General features: G+C 69.5%; 19 protein-coding genes. 15 read left to right on the plus strand and 4 right to left on the minus strand.

Annotation, left to right across the window (positions count from 1 at the left end; genetic code table 11):
* Positions 1 to 235: 235 nt before the first annotated feature.
* On the minus strand, positions 236 to 3,661 hold the full coding sequence (locus HCC78_RS12220) for a molybdopterin cofactor-binding domain-containing protein (RefSeq protein ID WP_371743817.1): 3,426 nt from the start codon (positions 3,659 to 3,661) through the stop codon (positions 236 to 238).
* Positions 3,654 to 4,148, minus strand: a complete 495-nt coding sequence (locus HCC78_RS12225) for a (2Fe-2S)-binding protein (RefSeq protein WP_371743818.1) — start codon at positions 4,146 to 4,148, stop codon at positions 3,654 to 3,656. Before HCC78_RS12225 ends, HCC78_RS12220 begins: the two co-directional genes overlap by 8 nt.
* Positions 4,149 to 4,415: 267 nt before the next feature.
* On the opposite strand from HCC78_RS12225, the gene HCC78_RS12230 reads away from it, so the two are divergent.
* From HCC78_RS12230 to HCC78_RS12260, 7 genes are all read left to right on the plus strand, one after another.
* On the plus strand, positions 4,416 to 4,850 hold the full coding sequence (locus HCC78_RS12230; RefSeq protein WP_172329063.1) for a MarR family winged helix-turn-helix transcriptional regulator: 435 nt from the start codon (positions 4,416 to 4,418) through the stop codon (positions 4,848 to 4,850).
* Positions 4,851 to 4,968: 118 nt separating this feature from the next.
* Positions 4,969 to 5,643: a TetR/AcrR family transcriptional regulator gene (locus tag HCC78_RS12235; RefSeq protein ID WP_216671130.1), complete on the plus strand. Its 675-nt coding sequence runs from the start codon at positions 4,969 to 4,971 to the stop codon at positions 5,641 to 5,643.
* Between the two features lie 169 nt (positions 5,644 to 5,812).
* Positions 5,813 to 6,514, plus strand: a complete 702-nt coding sequence (locus HCC78_RS12240) for an Asp/Glu racemase (protein ID WP_172329143.1) — start codon at positions 5,813 to 5,815, stop codon at positions 6,512 to 6,514.
* A 67-nt stretch (positions 6,515 to 6,581) separates the two neighbouring features.
* On the plus strand, positions 6,582 to 7,364 hold the full coding sequence (locus tag HCC78_RS12245; protein WP_172329065.1) for an alpha/beta fold hydrolase: 783 nt from the start codon (positions 6,582 to 6,584) through the stop codon (positions 7,362 to 7,364).
* An 18-nt stretch (positions 7,365 to 7,382) separates the two neighbouring features.
* Positions 7,383 to 8,414, plus strand: a complete 1,032-nt coding sequence (locus HCC78_RS12250; RefSeq protein WP_172329066.1) for a leucyl aminopeptidase — start codon at positions 7,383 to 7,385, stop codon at positions 8,412 to 8,414.
* A 61-nt stretch (positions 8,415 to 8,475) separates the two neighbouring features.
* Positions 8,476 to 9,096 carry an isochorismatase family protein gene (locus HCC78_RS12255; protein WP_172329067.1) on the plus strand — a complete coding sequence of 207 codons (621 nt, stop codon included), beginning with the start codon at positions 8,476 to 8,478 and terminating at the stop codon, positions 9,094 to 9,096.
* Between the two features lie 46 nt (positions 9,097 to 9,142).
* Positions 9,143 to 9,757, plus strand: a complete 615-nt coding sequence (locus HCC78_RS12260; RefSeq protein ID WP_172329068.1) for a flavin reductase family protein — start codon at positions 9,143 to 9,145, stop codon at positions 9,755 to 9,757.
* A gap of 238 nt (positions 9,758 to 9,995) precedes the next feature.
* On the opposite strand, the gene HCC78_RS12265 is transcribed toward HCC78_RS12260, so the two are convergent.
* A complete protein-coding gene (locus tag HCC78_RS12265; protein ID WP_216671131.1) occupies positions 9,996 to 11,009 on the minus strand; it encodes a LacI family DNA-binding transcriptional regulator in 1,014 nt (337 codons plus the stop codon).
* A 156-nt stretch (positions 11,010 to 11,165) separates the two neighbouring features.
* Here HCC78_RS12265 and HCC78_RS12270 point away from each other — a divergent pair, with 156 nt between their 5' ends.
* The 8 genes from HCC78_RS12270 to HCC78_RS12305 all read left to right on the plus strand — a co-directional run bounded on the left by HCC78_RS12270 (position 11,166) and on the right by HCC78_RS12305 (position 22,024).
* The gene (locus tag HCC78_RS12270) at positions 11,166 to 12,251 is read left to right on the plus strand and encodes an ABC transporter ATP-binding protein (RefSeq protein WP_172329069.1); all 1,086 of its coding nucleotides are present in this window, start codon (positions 11,166 to 11,168) and stop codon (positions 12,249 to 12,251) included.
* A 23-nt stretch (positions 12,252 to 12,274) separates the two neighbouring features.
* Positions 12,275 to 14,347, plus strand: a complete 2,073-nt coding sequence (locus HCC78_RS12275; RefSeq protein WP_172329070.1) for a hydantoinase/oxoprolinase family protein — start codon at positions 12,275 to 12,277, stop codon at positions 14,345 to 14,347.
* Positions 14,344 to 16,344 (plus strand): hydantoinase B/oxoprolinase family protein, encoded by a 2,001-nt coding sequence (locus tag HCC78_RS12280; RefSeq protein ID WP_172329071.1) that lies wholly within the window; start codon positions 14,344 to 14,346, stop codon positions 16,342 to 16,344. The genes HCC78_RS12275 and HCC78_RS12280 overlap by 4 nt, the downstream gene beginning before the upstream one ends.
* Before the next feature lie 45 nt (positions 16,345 to 16,389).
* Positions 16,390 to 17,427: a PotD/PotF family extracellular solute-binding protein gene (locus HCC78_RS12285; RefSeq protein WP_216671132.1), complete on the plus strand. Its 1,038-nt coding sequence runs from the start codon at positions 16,390 to 16,392 to the stop codon at positions 17,425 to 17,427.
* 87 nt (positions 17,428 to 17,514) lie between these two features.
* Complete coding sequence (locus tag HCC78_RS12290; protein ID WP_172329072.1) at positions 17,515 to 18,354, plus strand: ABC transporter permease; 840 nt, start codon at positions 17,515 to 17,517, stop codon at positions 18,352 to 18,354.
* Between the two features lies 1 nt (position 18,355).
* A complete protein-coding gene (locus HCC78_RS12295) occupies positions 18,356 to 19,147 on the plus strand; it encodes an ABC transporter permease (RefSeq protein WP_172329073.1) in 792 nt (263 codons plus the stop codon).
* 16 nt (positions 19,148 to 19,163) lie between these two features.
* A complete protein-coding gene (locus HCC78_RS12300) occupies positions 19,164 to 20,609 on the plus strand; it encodes an aminotransferase class V-fold PLP-dependent enzyme (protein WP_172329074.1) in 1,446 nt (481 codons plus the stop codon).
* Complete coding sequence (locus tag HCC78_RS12305; protein WP_172329075.1) at positions 20,606 to 22,024, plus strand: NAD(P)-binding domain-containing protein; 1,419 nt, start codon at positions 20,606 to 20,608, stop codon at positions 22,022 to 22,024. Before HCC78_RS12300 ends, HCC78_RS12305 begins: the two co-directional genes overlap by 4 nt.
* Before the next feature lie 80 nt (positions 22,025 to 22,104).
* Here the strand turns inward: HCC78_RS12305 and HCC78_RS12310 are convergent, their stop codons facing one another.
* Entirely contained in the window at positions 22,105 to 22,794 is a 690-nt protein-coding gene (locus tag HCC78_RS12310) for an SURF1 family protein (RefSeq protein WP_371743819.1), read from the minus strand.
* Between the last annotated feature and the right edge of the window lie 15 nt (positions 22,795 to 22,809).

Consider the following 22,809-nt stretch of genomic DNA (forward strand, 5'->3'; position numbering starts at 1 on the left):
GTCCTTCCTGAAGTCCTCTGACTTTTTGTTTGTACACTAACAACATTTGACCTGCATCATTTTTGAGGCCGTTTTGCCGTTTTTCCGGCGTTTTCTCCGGAGCCGGAGAAAAACCGGGCAAGTCTGCCCGCAAAATAATCGTTTTTATACTAATGATTTTGAGGGAGACCCGGAAAGGCCGCGCCCCGGACAGCCAGGCCGTCCGGGGCGTCGGGCCGACGGGAATCGCCGGGCGTCAGGGGCGAGCCGGAGCGCCCTGCCATGCCGGCAGATCCGGCGCGTAGCGGGCGCGCAGGTAATGGGCCAGCTCGTCGATCTGCGCCTCGGACAGCTCGCCGCCGAAGCCCGGCATGTCGCGCAGCGGCAGCGAGAGCGGCGCCTCGATTCCGTCGCGGATCACGGTTTTCAGCCCCTCGGCCGAAGGCGCGCGGATCGCGGCGGAGCGCGACAGGGAGACCTGCGCCGCCGTGAACGCATCGGCCAGGCCCGGCTCGTGGCAGCTCGAACAGGCCGACCGGAAGAGCCGCGAGGAGGCATCAGGCAGCAGCTCCGCCTGCCCGGGCACCGCCGCGGGCGCCACGTCCGGCGCAGCGAGCCCGGCCAGATAGACTGCCATCGCGCGGATATCCGCATCGGGCAGCGCGGTCAGGCTGTCGACCACCTCGCCCATCGGGCCGGCGGCGCTGGCCATGCCGGGCGCATGGCCCTCGCGCAGATAGGCGTAGAGCCCGTCCTCGTCCCAGCCGCGCGCCGCCATCGCGGTTCCGGCCAGCGCCGGGGCGTACCAGCCGTCGATGACCGCCCCGGACAGCGCCTTCGCCCCGGTCGCCTCGGCGCCCAGCAGGTTTCTCGGGCTGTGGCAGGCGGAGCAGTGCCCCGCCCCCTCGACCAGGTACTTGCCGCGGTTCCATTCCGCCGATTGCGCCGGGTCGGGCGCGAAGGGGGCGGAGTCGTGGAAGAGCGTGTTCCAGACGGCGTTGACCGGGCGCAGGTTCACCGGGGCCAGCATCTCGGATTTCGGGGTCGCCGCCGTCACCGGCTCCAGCGTCTGCAGGTAGGCATAGAGCGCCTGCATGTCCTGGCCGTCGATCTTGGCGAAGGCGGTGTAGGGGAAGGCCGGGTAGAGGTTGTGGCCCTCGCGCGAGATCCCCTTGCGCATCGCCCGGTCGAAGGCCGCGAAGGACCACAGGCCCAGCCCGGTCTCGGGGTCCGGCGTCAGGTTGGTCGTGTAGACCGTGCCAAAGGGCGTCTCCATCGCCCGCCCGCCGGCATTCGCGATGCCCCCTTCCGCCGTGTGGCAGACCGCGCAATCGCCTGCGGCGAATACCTGGCGGCCGCGCTCGATCGTCTCGGCCGAGAAGGTCGAGGCGGCGGGCGCAGGCTGCGGCGGGATCGAGCGGGCCATCGGGATCCCGACGGCGCCGAGCGTCAGCATGCCGGCCAGCCCGCCCGCGACGCCGAGAAGCCGCTTGCGCTTTTTCGGCGCGGCGGCCGGAGGCGCCAGCGCGGCAGGCGTGCCTGCGGCCTCGGCCAGTGCGGCGCGGACCTTGCCGGGGGTGAAGGGCGCCTCGCGCAGCCGCACGCCGGTCGCGTCGAAGATCGCGTTGGCAATCGCCGCCGCCGCCGGAACCGCCGCGCTTTCGCCGACGCCGAGCGCGGGCTCGTCGGGGCGCTCGACCAGCATGGTGCGGATCTCGGGCAGCTTGTCGAAGGTCTGGATCGGGTAGTTGGCCCAGCTCTGCGGCGCGGGGGCTATCGCCTCGAAGCTGACCTCCTCGTGCAGGGTGCGGCTGGCGGTCTGCATCACGTTGCCGTGGATCTGCGCGCGCACGCCGTCGGGATTGATCACCAGCCCCTGGTCCTGGCCGACGAAGACGCGGGTCAGCGTCACCTCGCCGGTCACCGTGTCCACCGTCACGTCGCAGACCCAGGCGGCGGCGGCCGCCGCCTTGCCGGGGAAGGTGCCGTGGACATAGGTCGCGTAGGCGAAGCCCTGGCCATAGGCCATCCGGCCCTCGCGGCGGAAGCGCGGGCCGGTGCGCTCTTCCCAGCCCGCCTCTGCGGCGGTGCGGCGCACCAAGTCGGCGGCGCGGGGATCGTCGAGATGTCGCAGCCGGAAGGAGACCGGATCCTCGCCCGCCTCGTGCGCCAGCTCGTCCATGAAGCTCTCATGCGCGAAGGTGTTGGGCAGGGCCGAGACGCCGCGCATCCAGGCGGCGCGCACCATCGGCGCCATGTCGTGGACGGTGATCTTCTTGTTGGGCACGCGGTAGGGCGGCACCGTGGTGCGGTCGCCCATGTCGGAGTCGCGCGGCTCGGGCGAGATCCGCCCGGTGAGCAGGAGCGACAGGTTCGGGCCGCGGTTCGACGGGTACCAGGTGTCGAGCGCATAGGCATGCAGATCCCCTGCCCCGGCGATCCCGCCCGAGACCTCCATCAGCTGCGCGGCACCCTTGGGCTCCCACAGCGTTTCCTGGGCGCGGGTCAGCTGCACCCGGACCGGGCGGCCCATGGCGCGGGCCAGGATCAGCGCGTCGCCGCAGACATCGTCGGCGCAGTTGCGGCCGTAGCAGCCCGCCGCCTGCAGGCGGCGGATCTCGATCGCCTCCGGCTCCAGCCCGGCGAGGGTGGCAAGGTCGCCGCGCAGCATGTGCGGGTTCTGCGTGCCGCACCAGACGACCGGCTGGCCGCCGTTCCAGTCGGCGATGGCGCAGGACGGGCCGATCGAGCCGTGCAGGTGGTAGGGCCAGACATAGGTGCGGTCGAGCCGGATGCCGCATTCGCCGATCGCGCGGCCGAAATCGCCCGAGCGGTCCAGCGCGCGCGGCGTCGAGGGGGCCGCCTTGATCGCGTGCTTCAGATCCGACAGGTCCGGCGCGGGCGGCGGCATCCGCCAGTTCGCAGGGAGCGCCTCGGCAATGCGCTGCGCCTGGTGCGCGGTCTCGGCCACCACGGCGAGGAAATCGCCCTCGCGCACCACGGCGAGGAAGCCGGGCATGCACGAGACGGCGGCCTCGTCGAAGGAAATCAGCGACCGGCCGATGAAATCGCCGCTGTCGCGCCCGGCATAGGGCGGGCGGACGACATGGCCGTGGACCATGTCCGCGACTTCCAGATCCTGGATGTAGGAGAAATCGCCGGTGACCTTCGACGGCAGGTCGACCCGGCCCGCGGGCGTGCCGACGATCCGGTAGTCCTTCGGATCCTTGACCGGCATGTCTTCGTCGAGCCGCATCGCCACGTCCTTGCCCGCGGCCAGCGCGGCATAGGTGACCTGCGTGTCCTTCCAGAAGATCTCGCCGTCGCGGCTTTCGACCCCGTCCATCGGCGCGTTGAGGCGCCGCGCGCCCTCGCCCGCCAGGTAGTGGCGCAGCTGCGCCGCCGCCTTGCGCAGCGGGATCGCCGCGATCTGGATGGTCTCGGACGCGATGGTCGCGCCCTGGTCCGGGGTGCGCGCCGTGTCGCCGAGCACCATGGAGACCCGCGCCATCGGCAGGTCCAGCTCCTCGGCGACGATCTGGGCCAGCGCGGTCTCGACCCCGGTGCCCAGATCGACATGGCCGTTGAAGCCGGTGGCATTCCCGCCGGCATCGATCTGCACATGGGTGAAGCGGCCTTCGGGACGGTCCTCGAAGACGGAAATCAGGCCGGTCTCAGACATGCGCTTGCTCCCCCGCCGCGGCCAGCAGCCCGGCAGCATGTTCGACCGCCTCGATAATTTCCTGGTGCGTGCCGCAGCGGCACAGGTTGTCGCGCATTCCCTCGCGGATCTCGTCGCGGCTGGGCCGCGGATTGGCGCGCAGGAGCGCCACTGCCGAAATCACCATGCCGTTCAGGCAGTAGCCGCATTGCGCCGCCTGCTTATCGACGAAGGCCTGCTGCACCGGGTGCAGATTGCCGCCCTGCGCCAGCCCCTCCAGCGTCACCACCTCGCGCCCCTCGAGCCGCGCCGCGCGCAGCACGCAGGCCCGCGCGGGCAGGCCGTCGACCAGCACCGAGCAGGCGCCGCACTGCGCCATCCCGCAGCCGTATTTCGGCCCCTTGAGCCCCAGCTCGCCGCGCAGAAGGTCGAGAAACAGCCGGTGGCGGTCGATGCCGGCCGTGACCGGGCGGCCGTTCAGCGTGAATGAGAGGGAAAGCGGGGACACATGCGCTCCTTTCGGGTCTGTCCGGATTTCTTGCCCGGCATTTTGGATGTACACAAACATTCTTGCAGGCCAGACCGCCTCAAATCCGGTTTCCGGGATGGAATGCCGCAAATTGTGCTTATTAAATGTGCATTTTGCAACGCAATTGGGCATTATGGCCTGCCCCGCGATTTCCTGTTGCCGCATGGCGCGAAAGGATGCCATCCCGAAGCTCCGAATCCCGCGCAAGACTGGAATGGCCGGGTCCGCGAAGAAGGAAGACAGCCAATGGCGCCGCTGGAAGAAGACTCCGACTACAAGCTCGACGAGCAGGTGGGGTTCGCCCTGCGAAAGGCCTATCAGCGGCACATGACGATCTTTTCCGAGCACAATCCCGGCGGGCTGACTTCAATGCAGTTCTCCACGCTCTACCGGCTGGCGACGGAACCCGGGCCGATCTCGCAGAACGCGCTGGGGCGGCTCGTGGCGATGGACGCCGCGACCACCAAGGGGGTGATTTCCCGGCTGCAGGCGCGCGGCCTGGTCGAGACCGAGCGCGACCTGGTCGACAAGCGCCGCTACATGCTGCGCACCACGCCGGAAGGCCGCAAGCTGCTGGCCGAGACCCTGCCGACGATGAAGCAGATCACCGCGGATACGCTGGCGCCGCTTTCGGCGGAGGATGCCGCGACGCTGCTGGCCCTGCTGCGCCGGATCAGCTGAGCGCCGCCCCCCCGGGGCGGTGAATTTTATTCATCACCTGACGAAATAATCCGGCCGGGACCTTGCCCCGCGCCGGGCGGGCATGGTTGAAGAGGCGATCCCGACGGAAAGGACCGCCATGAGCCAGAAGCAGGAGCCCCGCCGCAAGCCCGGCCGCCCGAAAGCCGGGACGGACCAGCCCGACGCGCGGGACGCGATCCTGGACCAGGCCGAGTTCTGCTTTGCCGCCGCCGGTTTCGCCGGTGCCTCGCTGCGCGACATCGCCACCCGCGCCGGGGTGAACCAGGCGCTTCTGCGCTACTACTTCGGCTCCAAGCAGGACCTGTTCGACGCGGTCTTCCGCCGCCGCGGCGGGATGATCTCGGGGCGGCGCCACGTGCTGCTGGACCGCGCCCTGGCCGAAGCGGAGCCCACGGTGGAAACGCTGGTCCGCGCCTACCTGCGCCCGCAATGGGAAATGAAGCAGTCCGGACCGGGCGGTGCCGCCTTCATCGCGCTGCAGGCCCGCGTCCATGCAGAGCCCGAGGCCCATGCGCTGGACCTGCGCCGCGAAGTCTACGATCCCTCGCTGAAACGCTACATCGACGCGCTGTCCGGCCTATTGCCCGCGATCCCGCGCGACCTGGTGGCGACGCGCATGGCCTTCCTGGTCGGCGCCTACCTTTTCATGCTGAACGATCTGGGCCGACTCGCCGATCTCAGCGAGGGCCAGATCCGCGAGATTCCCCCGGACGACATGCTGGAACAGCTGGTCCGCTTCCTGTCTGCCGGCCTTCTGGCGCCCGCAATTTAGGCATCCGCCTCAAGAAGCCTCCAAAATTCATCTTTTCGCCAATATTGTTTGTACACACCCAATTTTTTCATTATTCATCGAATGAATAATAAAGTTAGGTATCCCAGAGGAAGGTGACCAGATGAAGACCTATCGCATCGGCCAGATCGTGCCGAGCTCCAACATCACCATGGAGACCGAGATCCCGGCGCTGCTGCGCGCCCGCGAGATGGTGGCGCCCGAGCGCTTCACCTTCCATTCCTCGCGGATGCGGATGAAGCACGTCACCAAGGAAGAGCTGGCCAGGATGGATGCCGACAGCGACCGCTGCGCGCTGGAACTGTCCGATGCCGGCGTTGACGTGATGGGCTATGCCTGCCTCGTCGCGATCATGTCGATGGGCCATGGCTACCACCGCAAGTCGGCCGAGCGGCTGGGCCAGGTGACCCGCGGCAACGACATGCCCGCCGAGGTCATCACCTCTGCCGGCGCGCTGGTCGAAGGACTGCAGGCGATGGGCGCGAAGAAGATCGCCGTCGTCGCCCCCTACATGAAGCCGCTGACCGAGATGGTCGTCGACTACATCCGAAACGAGGGCTTCGAGGTCGTCGACTACCGCGCGCTGGAAATCCAGAACAACCTGGACGTCGCTGCGCATGACCCGATGAACCTGCCGGGAATCGTGGCAGGAATGGACACGGACGAAGCCGACGTGATCGTCCTGTCCGCCTGCGTGCAGATGCCGTCGCTGCCTGCCGTGACCACGGTCGAGGCGCAGTCCGGCAAGCCGGTGCTGACCGCCGCCGTGGCCACGACCTGGTCGATGCTCAAGGCGCTGGACCTGCCGACCCGCGTGCCGGGCGGCGGCGCGCTTCTGTCGGGCGCCTACTGAGCGGCCGCGAACACATAACCCGGGCCGGGCATCGCTGCCCGGCCGCCAAGACGAAAGAGGAGCCGACATGGGCTTTGGCTACAACATCCGCGCGAACGGCATCCGCCAGCACCTGATCCGCCACGACGGGCCCGAGGGCGCGCCGCAGATGCTGCTGGTCCCGGGCATCACCTCGCCTGCGATCACCTGGGGCTTCGTCGCCGAACGGCTGGCGGAGAAATTCGAGGTGCATGTGCTCGACGTGCGCGGCCGCGGCCTGTCCGAGGCGGGCGACATCGACTACACGCTCGACGCCATGGCCGATGACGCAATCGCCATCGCAGAGCAGATGGACAGCCCGATCCTGATGGGCCATTCGATGGGCGCCCGCATCGCGATCCGCGCCAATGCCCGCAATGCCGCGCCCTTCGCAGGCTACATCCTGGTCGATCCGCCGGTCTCCGGCCCCAACCGCCGTGCCTATCCGTCGAAATGGCCGTGGTACGGCGACAGCATCATGATGTCGAAGCGCGCCATCAGCTTCGACGAGATGAAGGGCTTCTGCCCGACCTGGACCGACGAGCAGGTCGCGCTGCGCGCCGAATGGCTGCATACCTGCGACTGGGGCGCGATCCGCATCGCCTTCGACGGCTTCCACACCGACGACATCCACCAGGACCTGCCGAAGATCGAAAAGCCGGCGCGGCTGGTGATCGCCGGCGGCGCCACCGTGGTCGAGCAGGCCGACCAGGAGGAGATCGCCGCGCTTGCGCCGAAGATGCAGCAATGCATCGTCGAGGAGGCCGGGCACATGATCCCCTGGGACGATCTCGAAGGCTTCCTCGAAGCCGTCATGGACTTCAACGCATAACCGACAGGGAAACGGAACATGGATCACGCGAGCTTCACCGAGATCTGCCTGCATCAGCTGAAGATGTCAGGCGTGCAGAAGGACGAGCGGCTGATCGTCCTGACGCAGGGCAACGAGCGTCTGGACTATGCCGACGCCTTCATGGCGGCAGGCATGCGCCTGGGCGCCAACATGTACCACATGCGCCTGCCCGCCCCGCCGGTCGTCGGCGCCTGGGCGGTGGGCCAGACCGGCCTGGCGGCGATGCCCGAGGCGGTCGAGGCGCTGAAGAACTGCGACATGCTGATCGACTGCATCTTCCTGCTGTTCAGCCCCGAGCAATTCGCCATCCAGGCCGCGGGCACCCGCATCCTGACCGCGGTCGAGCCGCCGGAGCTGCTGGCGCGGATGCTGCCGACCCAGGAGATCCGCGAGAAGGTCACCATCGCCGGCGCCATGGTCGACGCCGCCAAGGTGATGCGCATCACCTCGCCGCACGGCACCGACGTGACCTACAAGCTGAACACCTATCCGGCGGTCACCGAATATGCCTGCACCGACGAGCCGGGCCGCTGGGACCACTGGCCCTCGGGCTTCGTCTTCACCGGCGGCGACGATGACGGCGTCGACGGCACCATCGTGGTGGCGCCGGGCGACATCCTGCTGCCGCAGAACATGTATGTCCGCGACCCGATCACCTACACGATCGAAAAGGGCTGGATCACCGACATCCGCGGCGGGCTCGATGCCGAGCTGGTGAAATCCTACATGGCGGCGTTCAACGACCCGCGCGGCATGGGCATGAGCCATGTCGGCTGGGGCATGAACCCGCATGCCAAGTGGCACAACATGGTGCCGGGCGCCTTCCCGGGCGGCATGGGCATGGAGCCGCGCGCCTTCTACGGCAACGTGATGTTCTCCACCGGCCCGAACAACGAGTTGGGCGGCCCGAACGACACTGCCTGCCATCTCGACATCCCGATGCGCGGCTGCTCGCTCTTCCTCGATGACAAGCCGGTCGTCATCGACGGCGACATCGTCGTGAAGGAAATCGCGATGGCGCGCGCCTGACAGGCCGCCCGCCCCCGCGCCGGATGTCCCCCCGGCGCGGGCCACTTCTCTCGAGGATCCCATGTCCCAGGAACAGACCTACAAGGCAGCGGGCTTCGGCGCGTCCGTGCCGCGCGGCACCCGCCCCGCCATCGTCGTCGTCGATTTCTCCTACGGCTTCACCGACCTGCAATATCCGACCGCCTCGGATGCCGCCGCCCAGATGGCCGCGACCAAGCGGCTCTGCGACATCGCCCGCGCCAAGGGCTTCCCGGTCGTCTTCACCACCATCGCCTACCATCCCGGCGAAGTGGACAAGCTGCCCTGGCTGAAGGTCGCCACCGGCATGCGCGCGCTGATCGAGGGCACGCGGCTCGTCGAGATCGACGCCGCCACCGGCATCCAGCCGCAGGACGCGGTCGTCACCAAGAAAGGCGCGTCGTCGTTCTTCGGCTCGACGCTGGCCGCGCTGCTGACCGGCGCGGGCACCGACACGGCCGTTGTCTGCGGCGCCACCACCTCGGGCTGCGTGCGCGCAACCGTGGTGGATGCCGTCCAGACCGGCTTCAACGTGCTGGTCCCGGCGGATTGCTGCGCCGATCGGGCGCAGGCGCCGCATGACGCAAACCTTTACGACATGGGCCAGAAATACGCCGATGTCACCGATGCGGACGACATCGCCGCCTGGCTGGAAAGCCTCTGACCCCCGGGCGGGCGCCCCGCCCGCCCCCACCGACAGGGAGACTGCCATGTTCTACCGCACCGACGGCGAAAGGCCGCTGCCGCGCGATCCGCTGACCGCCATCGTCTCGCCGCGCCCGATCGCCTGGATCACCACCCGCGGCAGCGACGGGCAGGTGAACCTGTCGCCCTATTCCTTCTTCAATGCCGTGGCCTACGCGCCGCCGCAGGTGATCGTCTCCTCCATCGGCAACAAGGCCGACCGCGCCGCGGGCAAGGACAGCTTCGCCCAGGCCCATGCCTCGGGCGTGCTGTGCATCAACATCGCAGGCTACGAGGACCGCGAGGCGCTGAATGCCTCCTCCGCACCGTTCCCGGCCGACGTGAACGAGGCGGAGCATCTGGGGCTGGAACTCGCCGAATGCGAGACCATCGACTGCCCGCGCCTCGCCAATGCCGCAGCCTCGCTGGAATGCCGCCTGACCCAGGTCGTCGATCTGGAAGGCGAGGCCAACCGGCTGATGATCGCCCGGATCGAGGCGATCCACCTGCGCGACGACTGCATCGACGGCGACGGCCGCTTCGACGTGACCCGGTTCAAGCCGCTGACACGGCTCGGCTATTCCGATTTCGGCGCGATCGAGACGGTGTTCCGCATGCCGCGGCCGCGGCTGCCGGAATAGCCCCAGCCGGGCCGCCATGACAAAAAGGCAGATCCGGTTTGCATGATTGTCGGTTGCCGCGCTGCGGCGCGGATGGCATGTTAGCGCCATCGACTATCACGAGTATCTCCGGTTTCGAACGGCTCCTCCTCCTCCCTGAGCCGCGGAAGCCAGCGGCGGCCCTACACTTGCCAGGGTCGCCGCTTTTTTTTGCCCGAAATTCCGCTCCGCCTGTCAGGCGGCAGGCATGTCCCCGGCATCAGGTGCTTTCGCGCGGCAGCACGTTGAAGGCGGTGCGCAGCGGCTCTGCGCCGCGCCCGGACCCGCCGTCGAGCAGCATCGAGACCGCGCCGCGGCCGATCGCGTCGGAAAACGGGGCGACGGTGGTCAGGGTCGGCGTGATCTGGCGCCCGATGTCGTAATCGCCCCAGCCCGCCACCGCGATTTCCCCCGGCACCGCCAGCCCGCGGCGGTTGCATTCGAAGATCGCCCCGGCCGCCACGACGTCGGTCGGGCAGAGCACCGCGTCGATCCGCCGGTCGCGGGCGAGGAAGCCGTCGATGATCTGCGCCCCCGCGCCGAATCCGTCCGCGGCGCGCACCGTCATCACCAGATCGTCGGACAGGCCGGCAGAGAACATCTCGCGGCGGAAGGCCGGGAGCCGCATCGAATAGCGCATGCCGCCGCCGCCCGCGACGTCGACGAAGCCGATCCGGCGGCGGCCCTGGGCGATCAGGTGGCGGGTCAGCTCCGCGCTGGCCGCGCCGACATCGTAGCCGACGCCCCGCCCGATCGCGTCCTCACCCGCCCAGGCTTCGACCACGGGCGTCGAGGACAGCTCCACCATCCGCTTCAGCTCGCGCGCATGCGGCCCGGCGATCAGCGCCAGTCCTGCCACGCGCAGACCCAGCAGCGTCTGCACCGCCGACAGCTCCTCGGCGGGCGTTTCCGCGATCATGGTGATCACGGCATAGCCCCGCTCCGCCGCCGCCTCGCGCAGGCCCGCCGTGTAGCGGTAGAAGGACGAGTTGCGCATCGAGGGCAGCACCGCGCCGATCACCCGGCTCGTCCCGGCAGCCAGCAGCCCGGCCGAGAGATTCGGCACATAGCCCAGCTCGGCCGCAACCTTCAGCACCTGCGTCCGGGTCTTTTCCTGGACGCGCTCGGGATACCGGAAACAGTTGGAGACGGTCATCGGCGACACGCCCGCCGCGCGCGCGACATCCTGCATGGTCAGCTTGCGCGGCTGACGGGAATCGGTGGCGTCGGGCATGGCTCCTCCTCGGTGGCCCGGAAAATGCGGCAGCGCAGCGAAATTCGCAAGGGTACGTGCCGCCGCGCCAATTTTGGGCTTTACTTTTCGTTGTAGCGCTACAATTTTAGGAAGGCCAGCCTCCGACGCCCACAATCCGACTCGAACGGAGCCAAGATGACCGACGCTTCTTCCGCCCTCGCCCTGTCCGGCATCCGCAAGGAATTTGCCGGCGTGCAGGCCGTGCGCGATCTCGACTTGGCGGTGGCGCCGGGCACGCTGGTGTCGCTGCTGGGCCCCTCCGGCTGCGGCAAGACCACGACGCTGCGCATGGTGGCGGGCTTCGAGACGCCGGATGCCGGGCGGATCGAGATCGGCGGCCAGGACATGACCCGGCTGCCGCCGAACAAGCGCGGCCTCGGCATGGTCTTCCAGAACTACAGCCTGTTTCCCCACCGCACCGTCGCCGAGAACGTCGCCTTCGGGCTGCGCATGGCCAAGGCCTCGAAGGCGCAGCAGGAGACCGAGGTCCGCCGCATGCTCGACATGGTGCATCTGGCGGGGCGCGAGGACATGTTTCCCGCGCAGCTTTCCGGCGGGCAGCAGCAGCGCGTCGCGCTGGCCCGCGCGCTGGTGGTCAATCCCCGCGTGCTGCTGCTCGACGAGCCGCTCGGCGCGCTCGACAAGGCGCTGCGCGAGTCGATGCAGTTCGAGATCCGCGAGATGCAGCAGCGGTTGGGCATCACCACGCTCCTGGTCACCCATGACCAGGAAGAGGCGATGTCGATGTCCGACAGCATCGCCGTGATGCAGGGCGGCCGCATCCTTCAGCTCGGCGCCCCGGACGAGATCTACGACCGGCCGGAGACCGATTTCGTCGCGACCTTCCTCGGCACCTCGAACCTGTTCGCGGGCGACGTGACCCCGGACGGCCAGGCCATACAGGCTGAGGCCGGGGTGATCGCGCTGCCGCGTCCGGCCGCCCCGGGCAGCCGCGCGACCCTGTCGGTGCGCCCCGAGCGGATCGTGCTCGGCGGCGCGGCGGACAGCCTGCCGGTCCGGATGGAGGGGCGCGTCATCGCCGCTTCCTTCCGCGGCTCCTATGCCGCCTTCCGCATTGCGCTGGAGGGCAGTTCCGCCGAAATCACCGCCTACCGCCAAGCCGACGCCGCGACCGGCGCGGGCGGGCTCGCCATCGGCGACCGGCTGGCGCTTGGCTGGCCTGCCGAGGCCGGCGTCATCGTGACCGCGGGCGCCGAATGAGCGGCCCGCAAGGAAAGACCGAGATGAAAGACTTCGCACAGGGCAGCACGGGACGGCTCCGCATCGGCATCGACGTGGGCGGCACATTCACCGATTTCGTGATGGCCGACAGCCGCACGGGCAGCGTCGCGCTCTACAAGGAGCCCTCGACCCCGGACGACCCCTCCCGCGCGCTGATCGAGGGGCTGGAAAAGTTCCTCGCCCGCGAAGGCATGCAGCCGTCCGATGTCGGGGGGCTGATGCACGGCACCACGATCGGGCTGAACGCGATCATCCAGCGCCGCGGCGCGCGGATCGGGCTGATCGTGTCGAAGGGCTACCGCGACATCCTTGAAATCGCGCGCTGCCGGATGCCGTCGTCCTTCGACCTGCATGCCGAGAAGGAAGTCCCGCTGGTCCCCCGCGCCCGCGTAATCGAGATCGACGCGCGCTTCTCGCGCGACGGCAAGCTGGCCGCGATGCCGTCCGCGGCGGAGCTGGACCGCGTCGCCGAGGCGCTGAAGGCGCAAGGGCTGGATGCCGCCGCGCTGATGCTGATCAACGGCTATGCCGATCCGGAGACCGAGGGCGAGATCGCCGCGCAGCTGGCCGGGCGGCTCGAAGGCCTGCCGATCACCTCCGCCGCCACGATCTGGCCGGAGATCCGCGAATACGAGCGCACGCTGGTTGCCTGCCTCAACGCCTATATCCAGCCGCTTATGGACGCCTATTTCGCGCGCCTGACCGAGGGCCTCTCGCGGATCGGCGTCACCGCGCCGCTCCTCGTCACCGCCTCGAACGGCGGCAGCCTGTCGGTCGCCTCCGCCGTCGCGCGGCCCGTCGAGACAATACTGTCGGGCCCCGCCTCGGGCGTCATGGCCGCCGTGCGGCAAGCCGGGCAGTCGGGGATGGAGAACATCATCACCTTCGACATGGGCGGCACCTCCTCGGACATGGCCGTTGCCACCGGCGGCGAGGCCGGGATCGCGACCCGCACCGATATCGGCGGCCTGCCGCTGGTCCTGCCGGTCGTGGACGTCACCGCCATCGGCGCGGGCGGCGGATCCATCATCTGGGCCGATGCACAGGGCGTTCTCAAGGTCGGCCCGCAGAGCGCCGGTGCCCATCCCGGGCCGGTCTCCTACGGCCAGGGCGGCACGGAACCGGCGGTCACCGACTGCTTCATCGCCACCGGCTTCATCGACCCGGCGCGCTTCGGCGGCGGGCGGATGCCGCTCGACGGACCCGCCGCCATCGCCGCGCTCGACGCGGTAGCGGACCGGATCGGCATGGAGGGCGGGGACCGCCCGGCGCGGCTGGCCGAAGGCGCGCTGGCGGTCGCGTCGGCAGGCATGGCCGGGTCGCTCTTCCGCACCATGGCGGAACGCGGGCTCGATCCGCGCGATTTCGTGCTGCTGCCCTTCGGCGGCGCCGGGCCGACCCATGCGAACCTGCTGGCCGAGGAGATCGGCATCGCCCGCATCCTCGTGCCGATCGCCGCCGGGGCCTATTGCGCCATGGGCGCCGCGGCGGCCGACCTGCGCCGCGACTTCGTCCGCTCGCTGCGCGTGACCCTCGACGCGGCCACCGCCGCGCAGGCGGAAGACACCTTCGCCCAGCTTGCCGCCGAGGGCAATGCCTGGCTCGATGACGAGCTGCCGGGCCTGGCCGAGCGCCGGGCCGAGCGTTCCGCCGACATGCGCTATGCCGGACAGGCCTACGAGCTGCGCGTCTCCTTCGCCGACGGCGACGACGCGGCGGCGATGGCCGAGGCGTTCCACCGCGAACACGAACGCATCTACGGGTTCCGCGACGCCGCCGCCCCGATCGAGATCGGCACGCTGCGCCTCGCCATGATCGGCGCCGGAGAGCCGCTCGCCCCCTCGGCTGCCGCCGGGGAAGCGGGCGCCGCGCCGCGCCGCGCCAGCCGCCCCCTGTTCCACCGGGGCGGCTGGCACCAGGCGGCCATCCACGACCGCGACACCCTCGGCGAAGGCGCGGTCCTGCCGGGACCGGCCGTCGTCGAGCAGCCCGAGACCACCACCGTCATCCTGCCCGGCTGGACCGGCACCGTGGATGCGCAAGGCAACCTGATCATCGAAAGGGCCCAGGCATGAGCACCGACAGCTTCGATCCGGTCCTGCTGGAAATCCTCGGCAACAAGTTCGCCTCGGTGACCGAAGAAATGTGCCTGACGCTGCAGCGCACCGGGCGCACGCTCTATGTCAAGGAAACCGCCGATTTCGCCTGCGCGCTCGCGGGCAGGGACGGCCGGTTCTTCGCCTATCCGCGCTCCATCGGCGTTTCGGGTTTCGTCGGCCTCGAATGCCTGCCCGCCATCGAGGCGGCGGTCGCGGCCTGCGGCGCGCTGGAACCGGGCGATGTCATCCTGACCAACGACCCCTACCGCTCCACGGGGCTCGCCACCCACCTGCCCGACCTGCACATGATCGAGCCCTATTTCGACGGCGGCGAGATCGTGGCCTATGGCTGGTGCTTCGTGCATTGCTCGGACGTCGGCGGGCGCGTGGCCTCGTCGATCTCGCCGGTGAATACCGAGATCTTCCAGGAAGGCCTGCGCATCCCGCCGGTCAAGCTGATGCGCCGGGGCGAGATGAGCCCCGAGGTGAAGCTCTTCCTCGATGCCAATTCCCGCACGCCCGAGGCCAACATGGGCGACATCCGCGCGATGCTGGCCTCCTTGGCGACCGGCCGGAGGCGCGTGGCGCAGATGCTGAGCCAGCACGGCGCGGCGGAACTGGGCGCGGCACAGGGCGCGCTGATGGATTACGCGGCCGGCAAGGCCGAGGCCGTGCTGCGGACGGTCCCCGAGGGCAGCTACCGCTTCGCCGACTATCTCGACGATGACGCCGCCTCGCGCCTGCCGGTGCGGCTGGCGGTGACAGTGACCATCGGCGGCGGCAAGGTGCATCTCGACTTCACCGGATCCGATCCCCAGGTCGCCACGGCGATGAACATCCCCTCCTGCGGGCGGCCGCATGCCTGGCTGACGCTCAGGATGCTGGCGCTGGTGCAGACGCTCGACCGCTCGGCCCCGTTGAACGCGGGCCTGCTGCGGCCGCTCAGCATCTACACGCCTCCGGGCAGCCTGGTGAACCCCGAGGAACCGGCCGCGACCGGCGTGCGCCATGCCGCCGCGATCCGGGTCAACGACATCCTCAACGGCGCCTTCGGCCTCGCCCTGCCCTCCGTCCTGCCCGCCGCCGCCTCCGGCACGGTGATCCCGATCGTGATGAGCGAGCCGCTGGCCTCGGGCGGACGCATGGTGCAGGTGATCGAGCCGCTGATCGGCGGCACCGGCGCGCGGCAGGGCCATGACGGCGTCGACGGGCGCGACAGCGGGATTTCCAACCTCGCCAACAACCCGGTCGAGACCGTCGAAGCGGAGCTGGGCGTCGAGGTGCTGCGCTACGGGCTGCGGCCGGACTCGGGCGGCGCCGGGCAATGGCGCGGCGGCTGCGGCATGGAACTGAGCTTCCGCATCCTCTCCCCCGGCAGCCACGTTCTGGGCCGCGGCATGGAGCGGCTGCTGTTCCGGCCCTGGGGCCAGGCAGGCGGCCAGCCCGGCCTGCCCGGATCGCTGGTCGTCAACGAGGGCCAGCCGCGGGAACGCCGCCTCGGCAAGATCGACGTGCTCGAGGTCGAGGCGGGCGACATCGTCACCTTCCGCACGCCCGGCGCCGGCGGCTGGGGCAATCCGCTCGACCGCGAGGCAGAGGCCGTTCTGGTCGATGTCGAGGCCGGCTTCGTCACGCCGGACCACGCGAAAGCCGCCTATGGCGTCGCGCTGATCGACGGCCGGATCGACGCGGAAACCACGGCAAGGCTCCGCGCCGCGCAGACCGGCAGCGAAGGCACCGTCTTCGGCCCGGAGCGCGACGCCTGGGACAGCATCTTCGCCCCCGAGGCGATGGACCGGCTGAATGCCGCGCTCCTTGCGCTGCCGCTGTCGCGCCGCCAGGCGCGCCGCCGCGAGATCTTCGAGACCGTGCTGGCCGACCTGCCCTCGGCCTTCCCGAAAAGCCCCGCCAATGCCGCGCAGGCCGAGGCCGCGCAGCGGCGGCTGGAAACCTGCCTGGCCGAAACAAGCTGACCAAGAGCGCGGACCCGCCGTGCCGCATCCCCAATGGAGAGACGCATGAAACTGAACAGACGACATTTCCTGGGCGCAGGCGCCGCCACCGGCCTCGTGGGCCTGTCCGGCCTGCCGCTCAGGGCGCAGGAGAACGTGCTGAACGTCACCGCCTATGGCGGGGTCTGGGAACAGGCGATCCGCGACTGCTTCGTCGCGCCCTTCGAAGCCAAGACCGGCGCCACCGGCACCGTGTCGCTCGGCGGTCCGGCGCAGTGGCTGGCCCAGGTCGAGGCCAACCCCGAGAACCCGCCGCTCGACGTGCTGATCATGACGCCGGATCTGGCCGTGATCGCGGCCGAGGGCGACCTGATGGACGATTTCACCGTCGAGAACCTGCCGAACCTCGCCGACATCCCGCAGGAATTCACCGATGCCTGCCTCGGCAAGGGCACCTATTTCGACTACGGCGTCGGCGGCATCACCTACAACAAGCAGTATGTCTCCGAACCGCCGAAAGGCTTCGCCGAATTCGTCGAGGGCGTGTCCTCGGGCAAGTACATCGCCTCGGTGCCGTCGATCTCCTACGGGCCGACCCCGGTCTTCTTCCTCTGGGCGCTGAACAACGCGCTCGGCGGCACGGTCGACAACGTGGATCCGTTCTTCGAGGCGATGGCGAAGATGAAGGACAACCTGGTCTTCTGGGCCGGGCCGAACGACTTCTTCAACCACCTCGCCTCGGGCGAGGCGGATCTGGGCATCTATTTCGACGGCCGCACCTGGAACCATGTCGACGAGGGCGTCGACTGGATCGACTTCATCAACCCCGAAGAGGGCGGCGCCATGACCACGGTCGCGGTGCAGAAGCCGAAGAACGCCTCGCCGCTCGCCTGGGACTACATCAACGAGATGCTCGACCCGGTGAACCAGGCGAAATTCGCCGACATCCTGAATTACGGCGTGACCAACAAGAAGGTGCAGTACAGCGAGAAGCTCGCTGCCCGCGTGCCCTCGATGAGCGACGCCCTGCTGCCCCCCTACGCCGAGATCGCCCGCGTCCGCAACGAGTGGGTCGACCGCTGGAACCGCGAGATCGGCATGTAAGCCGGTCCCGCGCCTTGCCCTTCCGGAGGCCGCCACCAGCCTCTCTCCCTGCGCCTCCGGAAGGGCCCCTGACCTGAAGAGCCGCCCATGAGCCTGCAATCCCTCGCCGCCCGCCATCGCCGGAGCCTGCTTCTGGCGCCCGCGCTGATCTTCCTCGCGGTGTTCTTCGTGATGCCGCTCTTCGACAATTCGATGCGCTCCTTCGTGACCGAAGAGGGCGGCTTCACCCTCGCCCGCTACGCCGATTTCCTGACCGACCGCTTCTATCTGGGCGTGATCGCGGAAACCGTCGTGCTTTCGGCCGCGGTCGCCCTCATCTCCGTGGTTGCCGCCTATCCGGTCGCCTACGTGCTGGTGCGGAAATCGGGGCGTTTCTCGGGCATGATCATCTTCATGCTGATCGCGCCGCTCCTGACCTCGATCATCATGCGCACCTTCGGCTGGCAGGTGCTGTTCGCGCGCCGCGGCCTCGTCAACCAGTGGCTGGTACAGGATCTGGGCCTGCTCGACGCGCCGCTGCGCTGGCTGAACACGCCGGGGCTGGCCATCGCCGCGCTGGTCCATGTGCTGGTGCCTTTCGCCGTCCTGTCCATCGCCTCCGTCCTGCAGGGCGTCGACCGGCGGCTGGAGGAAGGCGCGCTGATGCTGGGCGCCTCGCGCTTCCGCGCCTTCTGGGAAGTCACGCTGCCGCTGACCATGGACGGGATCGGCACCGGCGCGATCCTCGTCTTCATGATCGCCAACGGCTCCTTCGTGACGCTGGTCCTGCTCGGCGGCGGGTTCCAGACGCTGCCCCTGCTGATCTACCAGCAGTTCAACACGACCCGCGACTTCCCGCTGGCCGCGACCATGAGCACGATCCTCCTCGTCATCGCCGTCGCCTGCCTGTGGCTGCAACTGCGGCTGGTCCGCCGCCAGGGGGTGTGAGATGCGCCTGACCGACATCCTGCTGTGGCTCTTCACCGCCGCCTTCTTCGTTTTCATGCTGCTGCCGATCCTCGTCGTGGTGGTGATCTCCTTCACCTCGGCAGGCTACGCCGCCTTCCCGATCCCGGGCTGGTCGCTGAAATGGTTCGCAAGGATCTTCGAGTACCAGCCCTTCATCGACTCGCTCTGGGTCTCGCTGGAACTGGCGGTCGTCGCCACCGTGGCAAGCTGCGTCCTCGGCATCCCGGCGGCGCTCTATCTCGCGCGGTCGCGCTCGGGCTGGGCCACGGCGATCACCACGTTCCTGCTGTCGCCGCTGTCGATGCCGATGATCGTGATCGGCTTCGCCTCGCTGTTCTTCCTGTCAGCCCTGGGCTTCGGCGTGTCCTTCCTCGCGCTTGCCATCGTCCACACGGTGATCTGCCTGCCCTACGTGATCCGCACAGTCACGGCGGTCTACCGCGGCATTTCCCCGGCCTATGAAGAGGCCGCGATGATCCTCGGCGCATCGCGCCTGACCACCTTCCGCGAGGTGACGCTGCCGCTGATCCGCCCCGGCATCGCCGCGGGCTGCCTGTTCTCCTTCCTGACCTCCTTCGACAACCTGCCGGTCAGCTACTTCTTCGGTTCGGCCCAGACCAACACGCTCCCCGTGGTGATGCTGGCCTACATGGAGCACCAGTTCGATCCCTCGATCGCCGCGCTCTCCACGCTCCAGCTGGCGCTGGCGGTGGTCGCGCTCGTCGTGGCGGACCGGCTCTACGGGATCGAGAAGATGACCGTCGCCACCTGACCCCGGAGCCTCTGAAATGACTGCCCTGATGCGTTTCCGGTCCGGACTGGACCGTGCCGATATCCTCGACCACCTGCGCGGCGGCCTGATCGGCCGCGACATGCCCTTCGCCTCGCCCTATGGCACGCAGCGGCTGCTCTATGCCGATTACGTCGCCTCCGGCCGCGCGCTGCGCCAGATCGAGGAATTCGTCGCTGCCGAGGTGCTGCCCTGGTACGCCAACAGCCATACCGAGGCGAGCCTCTGCGGCGAGACCATTACCCGGATGCGCGAGGAGGCCCGCGCGGCCATCGGCCGGCTCATGGGCGCCGGTCCGGACTGCCACGTGATTTTCGCGGGCTCGGGCGCGACTGCCGGGCTGAACCGCATCGCGCGGCTCCTGCAGATCGAGGAACGCGTCCGCGCGGGCGAGCGCGTCACCGTGATCCACGGCCCCTACGAGCACCATTCCAACATCCTGCCCTGGCGCGAAAGCGGCGCCGCGATCCGCACCGTGCGGCCCGGCCGTGGCGGCGGGGTCGATCTGGAGCACCTGGAGCAGATCCTCGAGGGCGTGCCCAACGGTCTGGTGATCGGCAGCTTCTCGGCCGCCTCCAACGTGACCGGCGTGCTGACCGATCCCGATCCGGTGACCCGCATCCTCAAGCGCCACGGCGCGCTGGCGATCTGGGACTATGCCGGCGGGGCGCCCTACCTGCCTATGGAGATGGGGCAAGGCGGGACCGCCAAGGACGCGATCGTCTTTTCGGCGCACAAGTTTCCCGGCGGTCCCGGCGCATCGGGCGTGGCGGTGATCCGCGACAGTTTGGCGGGCCGCGGCACGCCGACCGCCCCGGGCGGCGGCACGGTGACCTTCGTCTCGCCCTGGCGGCACAACTACTCGGCCCGCGTCGAGGCGCGCGAGGAAGGCGGCACGCCCAATGTCGTCGGCGACATCCGCGCCGCGCTGGTCATGCTGGTCAAGGACGCCACCGGCGCCGCCCGGATCCAGGACATCGATGACGGGCTGCGGGCCCGCGCCCTGGAGGCCTGGTCCGGCCTGCCGGAAATCGAGCTGCTGGGCCCGGCGGAGGCCCCGGCCCTGCCGATCCTGTCCTTCCGCATCCGCGGCGCGCAGGGCTATGTCCACCACCAGCTCTTCACCCGCATGCTTTCCGACATCCACGGCATCCAGGCCCGGGGCGGCTGCGCCTGCGCCGGGCCCTATGCGCACCAGCTGCTGGGCATCGACGAGGAGGGCTCCGACAAGCTCTTCGGCCGGCTGAGCGAGGGCCACGAGATGGAGAAGCCCGGCTGGGTCCGGCTGAACCTGTCCTGGCTGCATTCCGCGGACGAGGTGGCCCGCATCCTCGGCGGCGTCGCCTCGCTGGCCCGAGAGGCCGGGACCCGCGCCGCCGACTACACCTGCGACCCCGGCACCGCCCGGTTCCGCCATGCCTCGGAGGCGAGGGCGATCGCATGAGCCTCGCCGCGCTGGAAGCCCGCCTCGCCGAGGACCTGGCCTTCCTCGACCTGCCCGCCAAGCCCTGGGTGACCGGGCGCGAGGGCGTGACCGACGTGCTGGTCGTGGGCGCGGGCATGTGCGGGCTGGCCGCGCTGGCGCAGCTGCGGCTCTGGGGCGTGGAGCGCTGCGTCGCGGTCGATGCCGCCCCTGAAGGCCTCGAAGGCCCCTGGGACACCTTCGCGCGGATGCGCACGCTGCGCTCGCCGAAGACGCTGACCGGCCCGGCGCTCGACCTGCCCGCCCTGACCTTCCGCGCCTGGTTCACCGCGCAATGGGGCCAGGCGGCTTGGGACGCGCTCGGCAAGATCCCGAAGGGCCAGTGGATGGACTACCTGCGCTGGTACCGCAAGGTGCTGGCGCTGCCGGTCCGCAACCGCACCCGCCTGGCCGGGCTGCGCGGAGAGGGCGAATTGCTGCGGGTGGACCTGGACGCGCCGGACGGCCCGGAAAGCCTGCTGGCGCGGCGCGTGGTGCTGGCCACCGGGCGCTCCGGCCTCGGCGGCGGCGCGGTGCCCGGGGCGCTGCAGGGGATCGACCGCCGCTTCTGGGCGCATAGCGCCGACGACATCGACTTCGCCGCGCTCGCGGGCCGCGACGTGGCGGTGATCGGCGCGGGCGCCTCGGCGATGGACAACGCCGCCACCGCGCTGGAGGCCGGGGCCTCGCGGGTCGACCTGCTGATCCGCCGCGGGACCATCCCGGCGGTGAACAAGCTGACCGGCATCGGCAGTCCGGGCACGGTCGAGGGCCTTGCCGTGGTGCCGGATGCCTGGAAGCTGAAGATCCACGACTACTGCGCCCGAGAGCAGGTGCCGCCGCCCAGCCATTCGGTGCGGCGCGTCTCGTCGCACGGGAACGCCCACTTCCACATGGGCTGCGCATTGGAGGGCGCCGCGATGGAGGGCGACCGTCTGCAGCTCGACACCTCGCGCGGCAGCTTCGCGACAGATTTCGTCATTGCCGCCACCGGCTTCCGGAACGACTTCGCCGACCGGGCGGAGCTGGCCGAGATCGCGCCGCATGTGCTGAGCTGGGGCGACCGGGAGGATTTCCCGGAGGACCTGCCAAAGGACGGCGCGCTCGGCGCCTCGCCCTACCTGAACGCGGATTTCACCTTCCGCGAGAAAGTGCCGGGCAGCTGTCCGGCGCTGGCCCGCATCCACTGCTTCAACGACGCGGCGATGCTGAGCCAGGGCAAGGTCTCGGGCGACATTCCGGCGGTCAGCACCGGCGCCAAGCGGCTGGCCCGCGCCATCGTCGCGCAATTCTTTGCCGAAGATGTGGAGGACCAGTTCGCGCGGCTGGAGGCCTTCGACACCGCGGAACTGACCGGCGGCGAATACGTGCCGGCCCCGGACCTGCCCGGGCACTGAGGCCCGGCGCCGGCAGCCGGTAACGAAAAAGCCCCGCCCTCCAGATGGAAGGCGGGGCCCGATGCGTCGCGACCGGAGGTTCACTCCCCGTCGCGGCCGCGGAATTCCTGGCGCAGGAACAGGCCGTATCCCCCCGCGACCAGCAGCGCGAGCGCACCCCAGGTCAGCGCATAGCTGAGATGGGCGTTGCGGAACTTGACCACCGTCATTCCGGCGCGCGGCCAGGCCTCCGGATCGGTCAGGTCGGCATCGACGAAATACGGCGCCGCAGGCTCGTAGCCCAGCGTCGCCGTGATCGAGCCGATGTCCCGGCGGTACCACTTGCGGTCCTCGGGACGGTTGTCCTGCGAGAAGAGCCAGCCCTTGTCCTCGCTGATGCGCAGCAGCCCGGTGACGGTGGTTGCGTCCATCGGCGGCGCGTCCATGGTGCCCAGCTCGGTCTCGGGGACCATGCCGCGGTTGACCATGACGATGCTGCCGTCGTCGCGCTTGAAGGGCGTCAGGATCCAGTAGGCCGGACCCCAGTCGGAGGGAACGTAGACCGGGATGTCGGCATCCTGCAGGTACTCGCCGGCCAGCGAGACATGCCGGTATTCGTCGCCCTCGCGGGTGATGCCGGGCCAGTCGGCCTGTCCCGGCGCCGGAACCGGCGGGGCGTGGACGCGGGCATCCACCCGCTCGATCAGGCCGAGCTTCCAGTGGAGCCGCTTCACTTGCCAGACGGCCAGGGCGGAGAACCCGCCCAGGCCGATCGCTGCGGCAAGCGTCACCGCCAGGATCCTGCC

It is taken from the genome of Mangrovicoccus sp. HB161399 (assembly GCF_013184745.1).
Taxonomy (GTDB): domain Bacteria; phylum Pseudomonadota; class Alphaproteobacteria; order Rhodobacterales; family Rhodobacteraceae; genus Mangrovicoccus.

Bases quoted from the DNA above. Each gene is read 5' to 3' on its own strand.
- HCC78_RS12260 (WP_172329068.1), top strand. From the start codon at position 9,143: ATGTTCTACCGCACCGACGGCGAAAGGCCGCTGCCGCGCGATCCGCTG.
- HCC78_RS12290 (WP_172329072.1), top strand. From the start codon at position 17,515: ATGAGCCTGCAATCCCTCGCCGCCCGCCATCGCCGGAGCCTGCTTCTG.
- HCC78_RS12265 (WP_216671131.1), bottom strand. From the start codon at position 11,009: ATGCCCGACGCCACCGATTCCCGTCAGCCGCGCAAGCTGACCATGCAG.
- HCC78_RS12275 (WP_172329070.1), top strand. From the start codon at position 12,275: ATGAAAGACTTCGCACAGGGCAGCACGGGACGGCTCCGCATCGGCATC.
- HCC78_RS12235 (WP_216671130.1), top strand. From the start codon at position 4,969: ATGAGCCAGAAGCAGGAGCCCCGCCGCAAGCCCGGCCGCCCGAAAGCC.
- HCC78_RS12240 (WP_172329143.1), top strand. From the start codon at position 5,813: ATGGAGACCGAGATCCCGGCGCTGCTGCGCGCCCGCGAGATGGTGGCG.
- HCC78_RS12230 (WP_172329063.1), top strand. From the start codon at position 4,416: ATGGCGCCGCTGGAAGAAGACTCCGACTACAAGCTCGACGAGCAGGTG.
- HCC78_RS12295 (WP_172329073.1), top strand. From the start codon at position 18,356: ATGCGCCTGACCGACATCCTGCTGTGGCTCTTCACCGCCGCCTTCTTC.
- HCC78_RS12270 (WP_172329069.1), top strand. From the start codon at position 11,166: ATGACCGACGCTTCTTCCGCCCTCGCCCTGTCCGGCATCCGCAAGGAA.
- HCC78_RS12255 (WP_172329067.1), top strand. From the start codon at position 8,476: ATGTCCCAGGAACAGACCTACAAGGCAGCGGGCTTCGGCGCGTCCGTG.
- HCC78_RS12280 (WP_172329071.1), top strand. From the start codon at position 14,344: ATGAGCACCGACAGCTTCGATCCGGTCCTGCTGGAAATCCTCGGCAAC.
- HCC78_RS12285 (WP_216671132.1), top strand. From the start codon at position 16,390: ATGAAACTGAACAGACGACATTTCCTGGGCGCAGGCGCCGCCACCGGC.
- HCC78_RS12305 (WP_172329075.1), top strand. From the start codon at position 20,606: ATGAGCCTCGCCGCGCTGGAAGCCCGCCTCGCCGAGGACCTGGCCTTC.
- HCC78_RS12245 (WP_172329065.1), top strand. From the start codon at position 6,582: ATGGGCTTTGGCTACAACATCCGCGCGAACGGCATCCGCCAGCACCTG.
- HCC78_RS12300 (WP_172329074.1), top strand. From the start codon at position 19,164: ATGACTGCCCTGATGCGTTTCCGGTCCGGACTGGACCGTGCCGATATC.
- HCC78_RS12220 (WP_371743817.1), bottom strand. From the start codon at position 3,661: ATGTCTGAGACCGGCCTGATTTCCGTCTTCGAGGACCGTCCCGAAGGC.
- HCC78_RS12250 (WP_172329066.1), top strand. From the start codon at position 7,383: ATGGATCACGCGAGCTTCACCGAGATCTGCCTGCATCAGCTGAAGATG.